This is a genomic window from Alteromonas sp. KUL150, from assembly GCF_009811475.1.
Lineage (GTDB): Bacteria > Pseudomonadota > Gammaproteobacteria > Enterobacterales > Alteromonadaceae > Alteromonas > Alteromonas gracilis.
Window position 1 is genome coordinate 1 of record NZ_BLIJ01000028.1, and the last position, 14,160, is coordinate 14,160.

General features: G+C 45.5%; 16 protein-coding genes. 2 read left to right on the forward strand and 14 right to left on the reverse strand.

From position 1 onward, the window contains the following. Window positions 1–292: 292 nt before the first annotated feature. The 12 genes from ybgF to aspS all read right to left on the reverse strand — a co-directional run bounded on the left by ybgF (window position 293) and on the right by aspS (window position 10,492). On the reverse strand, window positions 293–1,087 hold the full coding sequence (gene ybgF, locus GVO62_RS05210) for a tol-pal system protein YbgF (RefSeq protein WP_159118042.1): 795 nt from the start codon (window positions 1,085–1,087) through the stop codon (window positions 293–295). After that, window positions 1,087–1,653 carry a peptidoglycan-associated lipoprotein Pal gene (gene pal / locus GVO62_RS05215; protein WP_024015998.1) on the reverse strand — a complete coding sequence of 189 codons (567 nt, stop codon included), beginning with the start codon at window positions 1,651–1,653 and terminating at the stop codon, window positions 1,087–1,089. The genes ybgF and pal overlap by 1 nt, the downstream gene beginning before the upstream one ends. A 40-nt stretch (window positions 1,654–1,693) precedes the next feature. Next, window positions 1,694–3,049 (reverse strand): Tol-Pal system beta propeller repeat protein TolB, encoded by a 1,356-nt coding sequence (gene tolB / locus GVO62_RS05220; protein ID WP_159118043.1) that lies wholly within the window; start codon window positions 3,047–3,049, stop codon window positions 1,694–1,696. Window positions 3,050–3,053: 4 nt separating this feature from the next. Next, a complete protein-coding gene (gene tolA, locus GVO62_RS05225; RefSeq protein ID WP_159118044.1) occupies window positions 3,054–3,923 on the reverse strand; it encodes a cell envelope integrity protein TolA in 870 nt (289 codons plus the stop codon). Between the two features lie 7 nt (window positions 3,924–3,930). Continuing rightward, a complete protein-coding gene (gene tolR, locus GVO62_RS05230) occupies window positions 3,931–4,350 on the reverse strand; it encodes a protein TolR (RefSeq protein WP_105931903.1) in 420 nt (139 codons plus the stop codon). A gap of 29 nt (window positions 4,351–4,379) precedes the next feature. Continuing rightward, window positions 4,380–5,069: a protein TolQ gene (gene tolQ / locus GVO62_RS05235; RefSeq protein ID WP_025254600.1), complete on the reverse strand. Its 690-nt coding sequence runs from the start codon at window positions 5,067–5,069 to the stop codon at window positions 4,380–4,382. Beyond that, window positions 5,059–5,457, reverse strand: coding sequence for a tol-pal system-associated acyl-CoA thioesterase (gene ybgC / locus GVO62_RS05240; RefSeq protein ID WP_159118045.1), 399 nt, complete (start codon window positions 5,455–5,457; stop codon window positions 5,059–5,061). The genes tolQ and ybgC overlap by 11 nt, the downstream gene beginning before the upstream one ends. A 582-nt stretch (window positions 5,458–6,039) precedes the next feature. Continuing rightward, on the reverse strand, window positions 6,040–7,044 hold the full coding sequence (gene ruvB / locus GVO62_RS05245) for a Holliday junction branch migration DNA helicase RuvB (protein WP_105931901.1): 1,005 nt from the start codon (window positions 7,042–7,044) through the stop codon (window positions 6,040–6,042). Window positions 7,045–7,112: 68 nt separating this feature from the next. Beyond that, window positions 7,113–7,733: a Holliday junction branch migration protein RuvA gene (ruvA, locus tag GVO62_RS05250; protein WP_120960148.1), complete on the reverse strand. Its 621-nt coding sequence runs from the start codon at window positions 7,731–7,733 to the stop codon at window positions 7,113–7,115. Window positions 7,734–7,769: 36 nt separating this feature from the next. Then, window positions 7,770–8,288 (reverse strand): crossover junction endodeoxyribonuclease RuvC, encoded by a 519-nt coding sequence (gene ruvC, locus GVO62_RS05255; RefSeq protein WP_159118046.1) that lies wholly within the window; start codon window positions 8,286–8,288, stop codon window positions 7,770–7,772. Beyond that, complete coding sequence (nudB, locus tag GVO62_RS05260) at window positions 8,288–8,728, reverse strand: dihydroneopterin triphosphate diphosphatase (protein WP_159118047.1); 441 nt, start codon at window positions 8,726–8,728, stop codon at window positions 8,288–8,290. Before nudB ends, ruvC begins: the two co-directional genes overlap by 1 nt. 3 nt (window positions 8,729–8,731) lie before the next feature. Beyond that, window positions 8,732–10,492, reverse strand: a complete 1,761-nt coding sequence (aspS, locus tag GVO62_RS05265) for an aspartate--tRNA ligase (protein ID WP_159118048.1) — start codon at window positions 10,490–10,492, stop codon at window positions 8,732–8,734. 247 nt (window positions 10,493–10,739) lie between these two features. Between aspS and GVO62_RS05270 the strand changes: the two genes are divergently transcribed. Together GVO62_RS05270 and GVO62_RS05275 are read left to right on the forward strand one after the other, a co-directional pair. Next, window positions 10,740–11,591, forward strand: a complete 852-nt coding sequence (locus GVO62_RS05270; RefSeq protein WP_159118049.1) for a DUF72 domain-containing protein — start codon at window positions 10,740–10,742, stop codon at window positions 11,589–11,591. 83 nt (window positions 11,592–11,674) lie between these two features. Then, complete coding sequence (locus GVO62_RS05275) at window positions 11,675–12,151, forward strand: GAF domain-containing protein (RefSeq protein ID WP_159118050.1); 477 nt, start codon at window positions 11,675–11,677, stop codon at window positions 12,149–12,151. A gap of 87 nt (window positions 12,152–12,238) precedes the next feature. Here the strand turns inward: GVO62_RS05275 and GVO62_RS05280 are convergent, their stop codons facing one another. Both GVO62_RS05280 and GVO62_RS05285 read right to left on the reverse strand, forming a co-directional pair. Continuing rightward, window positions 12,239–13,579, reverse strand: coding sequence for a sigma 54-interacting transcriptional regulator (locus GVO62_RS05280; RefSeq protein WP_159118051.1), 1,341 nt, complete (start codon window positions 13,577–13,579; stop codon window positions 12,239–12,241). Further along, window positions 13,576–14,160 (reverse strand): hypothetical protein, encoded by a 585-nt coding sequence (locus tag GVO62_RS05285; RefSeq protein ID WP_159118052.1) that lies wholly within the window; start codon window positions 14,158–14,160, stop codon window positions 13,576–13,578. Before GVO62_RS05285 ends, GVO62_RS05280 begins: the two co-directional genes overlap by 4 nt.

Consider the following 14,160-nt stretch of genomic DNA (forward strand, 5'->3'; position numbering starts at 1 on the left):
TTTCTTTCCTGTTGTTGCCTATGTCTTGGCAACGGCGGCATATAATACTCAGATTTTTATTCGACGCAACCCATAACGTCCTTTTATTTTCATTTTTCTGTCAAATTACGACTAAACGGTCAAAATGAAAACAAATCGCTGGGTATTTATACCAGCCTTCGGTGAGTTTTCTCGATTTGTTACGGATAGAAGCAAGATTTGGTGCAGAAGATTTTAGCCGTCTAAATAGAATATTCCTAAAAAATAAAAAGATAAAACAATAAAAAAGCCTCTTTAAAAGAGGCTTTGTTCATTACAAGTTATTTAATCTAGATTCTGCTAAACGTTTTGCAGAAGAATCTGGGTATTCGTTTATAACTTGTTGAAACAGCTGTCGTGCTGTTGCACTGTCCCCTGTCCGCTCTGCAATGACACCGAGTTTTAGTAAGGCATCAGGTCGCTTAGTCGAATCGGTAAAGCGATTAGCAACGATATTGAATTGTTCGCTTGCTTCACTCCACTGCTGTTTATTAAACAACAGCTGCCCCAGCCAATAGTGCGCATTCGGCGCATAGCCACTGTTGGGGAAGCGTGAAATGAACGATTGAAATGCAGGAATGGCTTTATCGTACTCACGAGACTTAAGGATCAGATTTACCGCATTTTCGTAGGCTTCATCTTCACCCGCTTGAGCTGCTTGCGTTGGTGTAGAAGACGCTGGAGAGCTCACAGAGCCGGAATCAACGCCAGCACTAGGCATCGCACTACCCTGTAACGCTCCGCTTTGCTTAAGTGCTTCTACGCGCTTATCGATTTCAAGATAAAGCTCACGCTGACGCTCTAGTACTTTTTGAAGTTCATTGGTATTCACCTCAACCGCACCGCGTAGCTGATCCACTTCCATTTGCATGTTGTCTAACTGGGTTTGCAGCCTATGCTGCATCTCAGTTCGACTTTTAACAATGCGCTCTAGTACAACGATACGCTGCTCTAATTCGCTGCCGCCGTTTGCGTCTACCACCGGCGCTTGCGCGAATGCGGTAGAAACAGCAAGGGCGGCACATAACGTGACGCCCATTTTTAATGTCTTATTCGTAAGAAAAGTCATTAGCGGTAAACAACCACTCCGCGACGGTTTTGAGCAAATGCATACTCAGTAGAACCCATCACTGCTGGTTTTTCTTCGCCGTATGAAACAACGTTTACTTGGCTGCTGCTAACGCCTGCATTAAGTAGATAAGTTTCTACCGACTGCGCACGACGCTCACCTAGCGCAATGTTGTACTCTGGCGTACCACGGCTGTCAGTGTGACCTTCTATGGTCACTTTAGTACTTGGGTTTTTCACCAAAAACGCCGCGTGCTTGTCTAGTATACGTTGAAACTCTGGCTTAATGCTTGAGCGGTCAAAGTCAAAATAAACGGTTTGTTCGTTTTTCAGCGCTTCCATTTCTTGCTGAACCATTTCTTCTTGACGCTTCATACGCTGAGCAGCTTCTGCTTTAACACGCTGAGCTTCTGCTTCACGAGCTTCGGCTTCCGCAGCGGCTTGCTCTTGGGCTAGACGGTTACGCTCTGCTGCCAACTCTTCTTCGCTAGGGCCTGAAGAACATGCCATCATTGTCACTACTGGCAATGCGATAATGAAGCTCTTCATCACTTTATTCATTTGCATCCTACTAATCCTTAAATTTTATTGTTTAGTCGTTAAATTGTTAGAACAAAAATGGTGACCAACTTGGCGATTTAACTTGCCCATTGGCTGCTGGTAACCTAGCTTTAAAACGCCCATCAAGAGAAACCAACGACAACACTTGGGTGCCCTCATGAAGGGTGCTGTATATAATCATGCTTCCGTTCGGCGCTATACTTGGAGATTCATCTAAGTACGTCCGTGTCAGTACTTGCGGTGAACCACCATCCAAAGACTGCTTGGCAATGTGATAGTTCCCATTAGTTTGGTTAACCATCACCATTTGCTTGCCGTCTGGGGAAATTGTAGCGCCAAGGTTTTGTTCACCCACATAGGTGACTCGCCTTACTTTCCCAGAATTTAAATTTACGCTATATATCTGGGGTTTACCACCCCGTTCCGAGCTAAATATCAAACCACTGCCGTCGGGTAGCCATGCAGGCTCCGTATCAATCGCTCTATTGCGTGTAACTCGACGAAGATTTTTTGTCGCTAAGTCCATCACATAGAGTTCAGGGTTTCCATCTTTCGACAAAACCATAGCAAGTTGCTTGCCATCTGGTGAAAACACGGGGCTACTGTTTATTCCGGGAAAATCAGTAATTCGAGTGCGTTCACTGGTATAAATATCTTGGATGAAAATTTGCGGCCTGCGGTTCTCAAAGCTAACGTAAGCTAACTTCTCGCCATCTGGTGACCATACGGGCGACATGAGCGGCTCGGGAGAAGATAATAAGCGCGTCTCGTTTTCACCATCATAGTCTGCAATAACTAATTGATACGGTTTTTCAACCGTATCGCGGTCACGTACTATGACGTAAGCGATTTTTGTAAGAAACGCGCCGCGAACCCCGGTTAGTTTTTCATACACTATGTCGCTAATTCGATGCGCGTACTGTCGAAAATCTCGCCCGTTTATCACCGCCTGACGTGCAGCTAATACATGGTCGTTACTTGCCACTAAGCTACCGTTTTTGAGCACTTTCGCCTGACCGTTATCCACTTGCCCTTTCAAGATATCAATCAATTCGTAGCTTACCAGATAACGGTCGCCCTCTTGCGGCTCAATACTCCCAACCAATACCGTATCAACGCCAAGTGTTGCCCATGCTGTGTAGCTCACTTGCGCTACAGTCTCGGGGTACTGTGGCATTTTGTCGACAGATACCGGGTTAAACTTACCGCTTCGCATCAAGTCCGCCATCACAACTTTAGATATATCGCCAGGCATACTGCCCTGACCTTTCCATTTAAATGGCACAACCCCGATTGGACGCGCACTATCGACGCCTTCGGTTATCACAATTTCTAAGGATGCAAACACTTTGGCACTAAATACCATCGTAATAAGCGCTATCCATAAACCTAGTTTTTTCATACCACTATAATTCCACTTTTAAAGTAATGTCTTTTAACTGCTCATAAACGTCTGGCGCATCGGACACGGGTAGTTTTTCAGCCCGACGTACGGCACTTTCGGCGGCTCTACACAAAGCATCATTTCCACCTAGTACCTTGATACTAGTCACAAAACCTGTGGTCGCCAGTCGTATATTTAAGCGACAGGTTTTACCGTTATAGCTATCGTCTGAATACAAGTTGCGCTTAATGGTTTGCTGAATTAGTGCGGTGTAGCGCTCTACTTCAGTAAGTACCTGTTTACGCCTGCGTTCTTGTTGAGCAGCTTGCTCTTGTGCAAGTTGCTCTTGCATGATCCTTTCCATTTCAGCACGTTCAGCCGCTTCTTTTTTCTTACGCTCGGCCTCGGCTTTCGCTTTTGCTTCCCGTTCTTTTCGCTCTTTTTCTTTCTGCGCCGCTAAGCGTTCTAGATCTTTTTGACGTTTAGCTTCGGCTGCCTCGGCTTCACGCTTTTCCTTTGCGCGCTTTGCAGCAAGCTGCTGTTGGCGTTTTTTCTCGGCAGCCGCTTGCGCTTGTCTCTGTTTCTCTTGCTCTTCAGCTCTTGCTTGTGCTTCCGCTTGTGCCTGAGCTTTTTTCTGGTCGGCTATCGCTTGGGCATCAATAAAAGTCGCCTCAATTACAGGTGCATTCGACGGCATGCTCGGCAAAGGCTCAGGAGAGAAACTGACGCTAATAAGCAACAGAGCGGCGATAATGATATGCAAGCCAATCGATTTATATAAGCCCATTTGTTCTGGGCTTATATTGCTGGTCTTTTGCGTCTTCACATCGCCTTTTGCGCTATTGGATGCATTCGCGTTTGATGTGCTTTTCGACACTTCGGGTTTTGACATATCTATATTACTCAACCGGATCCGTCATCAACCCTACTGAAGGTACTCCAGCCTGCTGTAATAACACCATTAACTGTATGACCTCGTTGTACGCAACTTGTCCGTCACCTTTAACTACTACTGGCGTATTAGGCTCTTTGGTCAATTGTGCTTTTACAATAGCACCGAGTTCATCTGCGCTAATTGGAGACTCCTGGTCTTCTCCTACATTAAGAAAATAGCGACCTTTTACGTCTACAGACGCAATAATAGGCGGAGTATCCTCTTGTTCTATAGGGTTCGCACTTGCTTTAGGCAAGTCTACCTTTACCCCTTGAGAAATAAGCGGCGCCGTAACCATAAAGATAATAAGCAGTACCAGCATCACGTCGATATAAGGCACTACGTTTATTTCTGATACCGGCCTGCGACGTTTTCTTACATACATAACAAGTCCTCCGTTTGGATTGTAAACGCTTAGGCTTGTTGTTGTGCTTGCGCAGCAACGGCTTGGCGGTGAAGGATTGCAGAAAACTCTTCCATGAAGTTGCCGTAGCTATTTTCTAGCTTTTCAACTTGGTGACTGAAACGGTTATATGCGATCACCGCTGGAATAGCCGCAAAGAGGCCGATAGCAGTTGCGATTAGCGCCTCTGCAATTCCAGGTGCCACCATAGCTAGCGTCGCTTGTTGTACCTCTCCTAGTGCGATGAAGGCATTCATAATCCCCCAAACAGTACCAAACAGACCGATATAAGGACTAATAGATCCTGCGGTGGCTAAAAAGGGTAGCCGGCTTTCAAGCTCTTCAACCTGACGGGACATCGAAACGCGCATAGCACGGTAAGTACCATCGACGATCCCGTTCGTTGCGGTGTTTGACTTGCGCAAACGAACAAACTCTTTAAAGCCTGAACAAAAGATACTGCCCATGCCTGTTAGGTTGGTTCTCGCAGAAAGTTCTTGATACAAACGATTAAGATCAGCACCAGACCAGAATTTATCTTCAAATTGACGCATTTCGTTACGTGCTGCAGAAAGCGCCTTGCTTCTTTGAAATATAAAAGTCCACGACGCAACAGAAACGCTCAATAGCAAAAGCATAACAAGCTGGACAATAAAGCTGGCTTGAAGGAACAAGCCAATAAAAGTGAGATCAGATGACACGCGAAATTTCCCCTAACAATATACGTGGTAGTCTTTTTGGCTTCATAACTGCCAAATCGACGCAGGCAACCTTAATATTTCCTGTTACTAAGGTAACACCTTGTTCATTTTTAATAATTTGTTGAAACGTCATACTAGCGCCTTTCAATTCTACAACGCGAGTTTCAATACTCAACAGCTGATTGAACCGTGCAGGCGCATAATTATGCATTTCAACGTGTTTGACGACAAAAGCGATGGATTGTTCCATCAAGGTATCTTGTTCAAACCCCAGCTCGCGAAGCCATTCAGTTCGCGCCCGCTCCATAAACTTTAGGTAGTTCGCATAATACACAATACCGCCTGCGTCAGTATCTTCGTAGTACACTCTTACCTGATGTAAATGCATAAACATTCCTTTACCTAAAGAATTAATAATCCAAAACAGAGTTAAATTAGCTATTTATCGCGACAAAATGCAGTTAAAAAAACCGCTTAAAAACCCCAGCAAAGCTAACATTTAATCAAATAAAAACCAATATTAAACACTTGGTTAACACATTAGTTTTTCTAATTTAAAAACACAATTTTACTCAATTGTAGTTTTTTCTGCTCTCCCTATAATGCACAGCATCAGTCGTACAGAGCGTGATGGTGCTTAGCACGATCATGCAAGAGATATTCTCCTGTTAGACATGAGTTCCCTGGATTTATTTCCTTCAACACTTGTTGTTTTAGCCCGCTCAATGAGCGGGCTTTTTTTTGCCTAAAATATATTAGCTAAGCACTTGAATTATCAATCTATATCGGCCATCCACTTTAAGCTTGCGCTTCACAATAATTCAGCACAAAACTCATGTGTAAGACGGCACTGATACAACTACGCATTCCTTATTCGAGCGTTGACTTACAGTGGTTAATACCCAAAAAAGCCCAGCAATCCTGTTAGGCTTTAATGACAACGTTGCTCTATTGCTAATAGAGTGGGAAATTACTCAGAGGGAGCGAAGCCAAAATGAAGGTAGGCGCGCTGTGAAACAATACGGCCACGTGGCGTGCGCTGTAAAAAACCTTGCTGAATAAGAAACGGCTCAATTACGTCTTCTATGGTTTCTTTCTCCTCGCCAATGGCTGCCGCTAAATTGTCTAAGCCTACTGGACCACCATCAAACTTTTCGATAATAGCAGTAAGCAATTTGCGGTCCATGTAATCGAAACCTTCTTTGTCTACGTCAAGCATATCTAGCGCTTTAGCAGCCGTGTCGGCTCCAACCGTACCGTCAGATTTAATTTCTGCATAGTCGCGGACGCGGCGAAGTAGACGATTCGCAATACGAGGCGTTCCTCGAGAGCGCCGTGCCACTTCTTGTGCGCCTTCTTCGTTCATTTCTAAGTTAAGATAGCTCGCACTTCTGGCAACGATACTGGTGAGATCTTTTACGTTGTAAAACTCTAAGCGCTGTACAATGCCGAAACGGTCGCGTAATGGCGACGTCAACGAGCCTGCACGGGTTGTGGCGCCCACTAAGGTAAACGGAGGGAGATCTAATTTAATAGAACGCGCTGCGGGCCCCTCACCTATCATAATATCAAGCTGATAGTCTTCCATAGCAGGATAAAGAATTTCTTCTACTACTGGGCTTAAGCGATGTATTTCATCGATAAATAATACGTCGTTCCGTTCAAGGTTGGTAAGCAGTGCGGCCAAGTCTCCGGCTTTTTCAAGCACAGGGCCTGACGTGGTTTTAATGTTCACGCCCATTTCATTTGCCACAATGTTCGCAAGCGTGGTTTTACCCAGTCCTGGCGGACCGAAAATAAGTAGGTGGTCTAGCGCATCGTCGCGATTACGCGCAGCTTGAATAAAAATTTCCATTTGCTCACAAACGTGAGGCTGCCCTGTATAGTCTGCTAGCATTTTAGGGCGAATGGCGCGATCGATGACCTCGTCTTCGGTACTGGCTTCAGGCGTAATCAGTCTGTCGGCTTCAATCATGATAGTTCTACTTTAAACGGTGATGCGAAGATAGCCTATCTCAATGGAGACATCTTCACTGTACGCCATTAAATGGCCGCTTTTAATGCTTCGCGAATGAGGGCTTCACTTTCCATACCCTCTTTATATACGCTGTCGACTAGCTTACTCGCTTGGGCTGGTTTGTAACCGAGTGCGATCAGTGCACTTTGTGCCTCTTCGCGGGTGTCATTTAACGCTACTATACTGTTACCCGAAAGCAAATCGCTGCTAGGTGGCGGCATAGTAATGCTTTGCGTTTTACCAAATTTCGCCAACCGGTCTTTCAGCTCTACCACTAAACGCTCTGCAGTTTTCTTGCCTATACCCGGTAAGCTTACCAGCGCAGATACATCTTCATTTTGTACGCTCGCCAAAAATTGCCCTGCTGACATACCTGATAAAATAGCTAAACCTAGCTTCGGACCCACACCGTTCGCTTTAATTAGCTCTCGGAATAACCCTCTTTCCATTTTATCAGCAAAACCAAACAGCAACTGGGCGTCTTCACGAACCACAAAATGTGTATATACCACTACTTCTTCACCTACCGCAGGTAATTGATAGAAACTAGTCATAGGCATGTGAATTTCGTAACCAACACCGGCTACATCAACAAGAATTTCCGGAGGCTGTTTCTCAGCCAACGTACCGCGAATTCGTCCAATCATGAATTATCTCTGTAAAACCGTGAGCTTTAGGCTGGTTTAGCGCAAACGACCACGAACGGTTTTTCGTGCTTGTCCTGCCATGTTTATCAGGCTCTGTTCGGTGTGTGCATGACACAAGGCAACGGCTAATGCATCGGCAGCATCGGCCTGTGGCGTGCCGCTTAAATTCAGCAGGTGTTTGACCATGTGCTGAACTTGCGTTTTATCTGCGCCACCTTTTCCAACTACCGACTGCTTAATTTGCCTTGCGCTGTATTCAGCAACAGGAAGTTGCGCTTGGGTGGCTGCCACAATAGCGGCACCTCTCGCTTGACCAAGCTTTAACGCTGAATCAGGGTTTTTCGCCATAAATACTTGCTCAATAGCAAACTGGTCGGGTTTATATTGACGAATAATATCGCCAACCCCGGTAAAAATGTTAGCAAGACGAGAAGGCAAATCTGTCGTTCCAACGCGAATGCACCCGCTTGCCACATACACCAGTTTACCTTGCTTACGCGCAATTAAACCGTAGCCTGTAATCCGAGAACCTGGATCTATACCCAGTATAACCATTAAGGCACACTCGGTACAAACAAAGATACCGCTTCTCTATTTGAGGGAGACCATAAACGCGTGAGCGCTTCATCTTTTGACACCCATTCGTACTGCAAGTGCTCTGTTAAAACAATGGGTAAATCGCTGTTTATTTGAAGGGAAAATACGTGCTCTGTATTGTGCACGGTCCCTGGGGGATAACGGTGTAGCCACCGACTACGAATAACATATTTGTTTTGCTTACCGTGGTCGTTAACCATAAATCCGTGTGCTTTGGCATCGATGCCAATTTCTTCACGCACCTCGCGATATGCTGTTTCTAAGGGCAGCTCGCCATCTTCCAATGCGCCTGTTACCGACTGCCAAAAGGTAGGGTCGTCTTGTCGCTGTAAAAGCAGCACTCGGTAGTGTTGGTCATACAACACTACCAGTGCAGATTCAGGCTTCTTATACGCCATAAATTACGATTGCTTTTTCACCGTTGCAATAGCTAGCTCTTCAAGCTGCTGAGGATTTGCAGGGCTAGGCGCCGATGTTAACGGACATGCCGCCGTGGTCGTTTTAGGGAACGCCATCACATCACGGATAGACGTCGCGCCAGTCATAAGCATTACCAGGCGGTCGAGACCAAACGCAAGGCCTGCATGCGGCGGCGCACCAAAACGCAGTGCATCAAGCAAGAAACCAAACTTGTTCTTCGCTTCTTCATCGTCAATGCCAAGAATGTTGAATACCGTAGATTGCATGTCTTCATTGTGAATACGTACAGAACCACCGCCTAATTCAACACCGTTCAATACCATATCGTAAGCGTCAGATAAGGCTTCAGCAGGGTTAGCTTTAAGCTCTTCTGGCGTTAAATCACGAGGCGCAGTGAACGGGTGGTGGATAGCGTGAAGCTGACCGTCAAACTCTTCGAACATTGGGAAGTCGACAACCCAAAGTGGTTTCCACTCGCCTTCAAGAAGCTCAAAGTCTTCACCAAGCTTAAGACGAAGTGCGCCCATGGCTTCGGTAACTACGGTGTAGCTGTCTGCACCAAACAATAGAATATCGCCACTTTGCGCGCCAGTACGTTCTAACATGGCGTTAGTGATGTCTTCCGTAAGGAATTTAAGAATTGGCGACTGCAAGCCTTCAAGTCCTGCATCCGCATCATTAACTTTGACCCACGCCAGGCCTTTCGCGCCGTAAATACCGACAAACTTAGTGTAATCATCAATTTGTTTACGCGAGAGCGACGCGCCACCTGGTACGCGAATAGCCGCAACGCGACCTTTAGGGTCGTTTGCCGGGCCGCTGAATACTTTGAAGTCAACGTCTGCAAGCAAGTCTGCAACGTCGGTTAACTCTAGCGGGTTACGCAAGTCAGGCTTGTCGCTACCAAAGCGCGTCATGGCTTCTTTATACGTCATGCGCGGGAAGCCACCAAGGTCAACGTTTAGCATTTTGTTGAACAGGTCGCGGATCATGCGCTCGGTAATAGACATTACGCCATCAGCGTCTAAGAACGTGGTCTCAATATCGATTTGGGTAAATTCTGGCTGGCGATCAGCTCGTAAATCTTCATCGCGGAAGCATTTAACGATTTGATAGTAACGGTCCATACCCGACATCATCAGGAGCTGTTTAAAAAGCTGTGGCGACTGCGGAAGTGCAAAGAATTCGCCCTTGTGTGTGCGGCTAGGCACTAGGTAGTCACGTGCACCTTCTGGCGTTGCCTTAGTAAGAATAGGCGTTTCAATATCAAGGAAACCTTCTTCTTCTAAAAAGCGACGTACAGCACCGGTTACTTTTGCACGGAATTGTAAGCGTTGGCTCATTACCGGGCGGCGAAGGTCTAGGTAACGGTAACGAAGGCGCTGCTCTTCTGAGTTTTCCTGGTTCCAGTCTAATGGAAGCACGTCAGATTTATTGATGACTTCAAGGCCTGTGCCTAAGATCTCAATCTCACCTGTGCGCATGTCTTTGTTAACTTGACCTTCAGGGCGCGCGCGTACTTTACCCGTTAGCTTTATACAGAATTCACCACGTAACGTGTTAGCTACCGATAGGACGTCTGGTAAATCTGGGTCGAACACCACTTGTACGATACCTTCGCGATCGCGTAAGTCGATGAAAATGACACCGCCTAAATCGCGACGCTTATTAACCCACCCGCAAAGGGTAACTTCTTGTCCAATGTATGATGAATCGATATTCCCACAGTAATCTGTGCGCATGGTCCTTGACCCCTGATGTTTTTTCTTGCTTCGCATGCAGTGAATTGGCGTTCAAAACCGCTTACTTTTGGGCTTAAGACTTTGCCAAAAATCGCGTAAACTTGCTGGCCAATTAGCTGGCCCGCCCACTACATGCATAATGTAATGATTTAAAGGTCGCATAGTATAAACAAATGCTTCATAAAGCCCAATGACAAATATGCACAATTCCGCTATATCCCGAGGAAATCTCTACATTGGGTTACCGATGTGGCAACACAGCCATTGGCCAAGCTCATGGTTTGCTAACTACCCCAAGTCTGATAATGGGTTGTCGCTGTATGCAAAGGAATGTAATACGGTTGAAGGTAATACCACGTTTTACTCACTTCCCAACGAAGATGCTGTGGCGAGATGGAGCGAGTCGGTGCCCGAAGGTTTTCGATTTACTTTTAAATTTCACCAGAACATTACTCATGTACATCAATTGCAGTATTGTGATGAAGAAGTTGCCCAACAGCTTTCTTTGCTAAGGCCGCTACGAGAAAAGCTCGGGTTAATGATGCTGCAACTTCCCGCTTCTTTCGGGCCAGAAAAACTGCCCGTTCTGGATACCTTTTTAGCGGCGTTACCCCAAGAGTTAAACGTAGCGGTTGAAGTGCGACACTTGGCGTTTTTCGCTAAAGGTGATAAAGAAAAAGTACTTAACCAACTTTTAATTCGACACGGTGCAAATAGAATTATTATGGACACCCGAGCGCTATTTACTGGGTCTTTAGATGCAGGGGGAACAGTTCGACGTGCGATGCTTGAAGAGGTCAGGCAGAAAAAGCCCCGAGTTCCCGTAAACGTTATTGCTACAGGTAATACTCCCATTGTGCGCTTTGTAGGGAACGATGTGGATGAAGATAATAGACGTTGTTTATTACCTTGGGTGAAGAAAGTGTGTCAGTGGCAAGAAGAAGGAAAAGACGTGTATTTCTTCTGTCACCGCCCCGACAACAAAGATGCACCTTGGCTTGCTCAACAGCTTATTGATATCTATAACGATTATTCATCACACTATAAGCTGAATAATCTTGCTTTAAGGTATCAGCCCGCGCAAAATGCGCTTTTTTGATTTATTAATATTTTCTAATCTAAACCTTTAGAGCGCTAGCTAGGGCGCTTTTTATTTCGGCTTGATTTAAATTAGGGAAGAGTATGGATATTCAGTATGAAAAAGAACGTCTAGATGCGCTGCATTCATTGAACATTTTAGACACATCGCCCGATGAGCGACTAGATGCCCTTACTAAAGAAGTACAAGCTGAATTCGATTGTAAAACTTGTCTAGTAAGCTTAGTAGCAGAAGACCGTCAATGGTTTAAATCTAGACAATGTATGGACGTAGCCGAAACCCCGCGCAACATTTCATTTTGTACGTATGCTATCGCGGAGGAAGAATATCTTATCGTTTCGGATGCTAAAGCAGATAAACTTTTTGCTAATAACCCATTGGTAACGGGTAGCCCGTTCATTCGCGCTTATGCGGGCGTTATTTTACGAAACCAGGATGGCTATGAACTAGGCACGCTTTGTTTGCTTTATGATCAGGCGCGTGAGTTTACTGAAGACGAAATCAATAAGCTAAAGCATTACGCTCGACTTGTTGAAACCATCATTTTCACAAACCCCTGAGAATTGATAAGTCCTTTCTTAAAACCCAAAAAGCGCATCGCTAAATGAATTAAACGATGCGTTTTTTGTTTTCAGATGTTGTTTGACTTACCTAAAGTCAGCTGCATCCAGCTCGTGCTTTTTCATTAACTTGTGCATATCAGTGCGGTTTCTGCCGGCTAATTCTGCCGCACGCGTCACATTTCCATCGGTCATTTTAAGAAGCTTGTGCAGATATTGTTGCTCGAAGGCATCCCGAGCTTCTGTGAGCGTAGGCCAGCTTTGCTTGGTAGCAGATAGCGCCTGCTCTACCAAATGAAGCGGTATCACTGGGGTTTGTGTTAACGCTACGCACTGCTCTACCACATTAACCAATTGACGCACATTGCCAGGCCATGATGACGTTACAAGCTGCTGCATTGCATCATCAGAGAACTGACTTGCATTTACGCCATGACGCTGCGCACTCTGTTGCAACAGAGAACGCGCCAGAAGAGGAATGTCCTCACTTCTCGATTTAAGTGATGGAAGCTTTAAATTCACTACGTTTAAGCGATAGTACAGATCCTCACGGAAGGTACCTTCTTCCATTTCTTTGTGAAGATCTTTATGCGTTGCTGAAATAATACGCACATCGATATCTACATGCTTGCTGCTACCCACTGGACGAATCTGACGTTCCTGCAGCGCGCGCAATAATTTAACTTGAAGGGTCATTGGCATATCACCAATTTCGTCAAGAAAAAGCGTACCGCCGTCCGCTTCTCTAAACAAGCCGGAGTGCGCAGCAACCGCGCCAGTAAATGCCCCTTTAGCATGGCCAAAAAGTTCTGATTCAAGCAAGTTTTCTGGCAACGCACCGCAGTTAATCGCTACAAATGGTTTATCACTGCGGTTACTCGCTTTATGAATAGCATTAGCAAGTAATTCTTTTCCCGTTCCACTCGCCCCACTAATAAGGACAGACACTTCTCGCTTGGCAATACGAAACGCTTGGTCTAACACGTTTAGCATCTCTGGAGAACGGGTGATAATATCTTTTGCCCAGTCTCCTGGCTGCGCCGCCTGAGACTGACTAAGTGCTTTTTGCAGCAAGGCCCGTAATTCGTCATGATCCACAGGCTTTGGCAAGAAACCAAACACACCACGCTGTGTTGCTGCAACCGCATCGGCAATCGTGCCATGTGCTGTCATAAGAATCACTGGAATATCCTTTCTAATCCCCATGATTTCTTCAAACAGGCTTAAGCCATCTAAGCCTGGCATCCGCAGGTCACTTAACACAACATCAAAACTTTCATTTTGAAGTTTTCGCAATGCCGATTGCCCGTCTTCAACCGCGGTTACTTCATAGCCTTCACCTTCTAAGCGAATGGTTAGTAGGCGCAATAAGCTTTTATCATCATCAACCAACAATAAGTTAGGGTTACTACTCGCCTTTTCGCTCACTGTTGTGTACTCCTGTTTTTATCCATCAATGTCGCTTCTATTTGCAACAATTCTTCTAATTTTTTGCGCAGGTTATCTACTTCTTTTTCAAGCACTTTTAACTTCTCACCCCGAGACGTATTCTCTTGCTCTAACACAACCATCGCTGACTCTAGCTGCATAACCTGATTGTTTTGTGCACCGGCAACAACCCTTATTAACTCTTGCGCTGCCGGGGTAAGTTCCTTCGCAATAGCATCAAGTGCTAATTGCGCTCTTAGTCGATCTTGATAAGGCGTATCATTAGGCAGCGTTAATATGTATGCATGTAAGGTATCGAAGGTCGATTTGCTCAAAGCACTCAACGTTTGCTTTCTCGCTAGCCAAGGTTGATTGGCAGCATCAATCCACGTATTTAACCAAAAGGTTGCATCGCAATTATTTTCAAAATTCTGCGGCGGCTCATCAAACAAACAAAAACCGCGCTCTACCTTCACTACAGGCGTTACCTTCTCAGGCTCACCTGCACTGTCATTGTTTCTGGTTAAACTCTGACATCCTGTCAGAACCAGTAAGGCGACAATTAAACCACTTATTCTCAT

What these genes read in the sequence shown, in the direction of transcription:
- GVO62_RS05270 (WP_159118049.1), top strand. Translation starts at nt 10,740, where the DNA reads ATGTGGCAACACAGCCATTGGCCAAGCTCATGGTTTGCTAACTACCCC.
- GVO62_RS05275 (WP_159118050.1), top strand. Translation starts at nt 11,675, where the DNA reads ATGGATATTCAGTATGAAAAAGAACGTCTAGATGCGCTGCATTCATTG.
- tolA (WP_159118044.1), bottom strand. Translation starts at nt 3,923, where the DNA reads ATGTCAAAACCCGAAGTGTCGAAAAGCACATCAAACGCGAATGCATCC.
- ybgC (WP_159118045.1), bottom strand. Translation starts at nt 5,457, where the DNA reads ATGCATTTACATCAGGTAAGAGTGTACTACGAAGATACTGACGCAGGC.
- ruvB (WP_105931901.1), bottom strand. Translation starts at nt 7,044, where the DNA reads ATGATTGAAGCCGACAGACTGATTACGCCTGAAGCCAGTACCGAAGAC.
- ybgF (WP_159118042.1), bottom strand. Translation starts at nt 1,087, where the DNA reads ATGACTTTTCTTACGAATAAGACATTAAAAATGGGCGTCACGTTATGT.
- nudB (WP_159118047.1), bottom strand. Translation starts at nt 8,728, where the DNA reads ATGGCGTATAAGAAGCCTGAATCTGCACTGGTAGTGTTGTATGACCAA.
- GVO62_RS05285 (WP_159118052.1), bottom strand. Translation starts at nt 14,160, where the DNA reads ATGAGAATAAGTGGTTTAATTGTCGCCTTACTGGTTCTGACAGGATGT.
- ruvA (WP_120960148.1), bottom strand. Translation starts at nt 7,733, where the DNA reads ATGATTGGACGAATTCGCGGTACGTTGGCTGAGAAACAGCCTCCGGAA.
- pal (WP_024015998.1), bottom strand. Translation starts at nt 1,653, where the DNA reads ATGCAAATGAATAAAGTGATGAAGAGCTTCATTATCGCATTGCCAGTA.
- tolR (WP_105931903.1), bottom strand. Translation starts at nt 4,350, where the DNA reads ATGTATGTAAGAAAACGTCGCAGGCCGGTATCAGAAATAAACGTAGTG.
- ruvC (WP_159118046.1), bottom strand. Translation starts at nt 8,288, where the DNA reads ATGGTTATACTGGGTATAGATCCAGGTTCTCGGATTACAGGCTACGGT.
- aspS (WP_159118048.1), bottom strand. Translation starts at nt 10,492, where the DNA reads ATGCGCACAGATTACTGTGGGAATATCGATTCATCATACATTGGACAA.
- tolB (WP_159118043.1), bottom strand. Translation starts at nt 3,049, where the DNA reads ATGAAAAAACTAGGTTTATGGATAGCGCTTATTACGATGGTATTTAGT.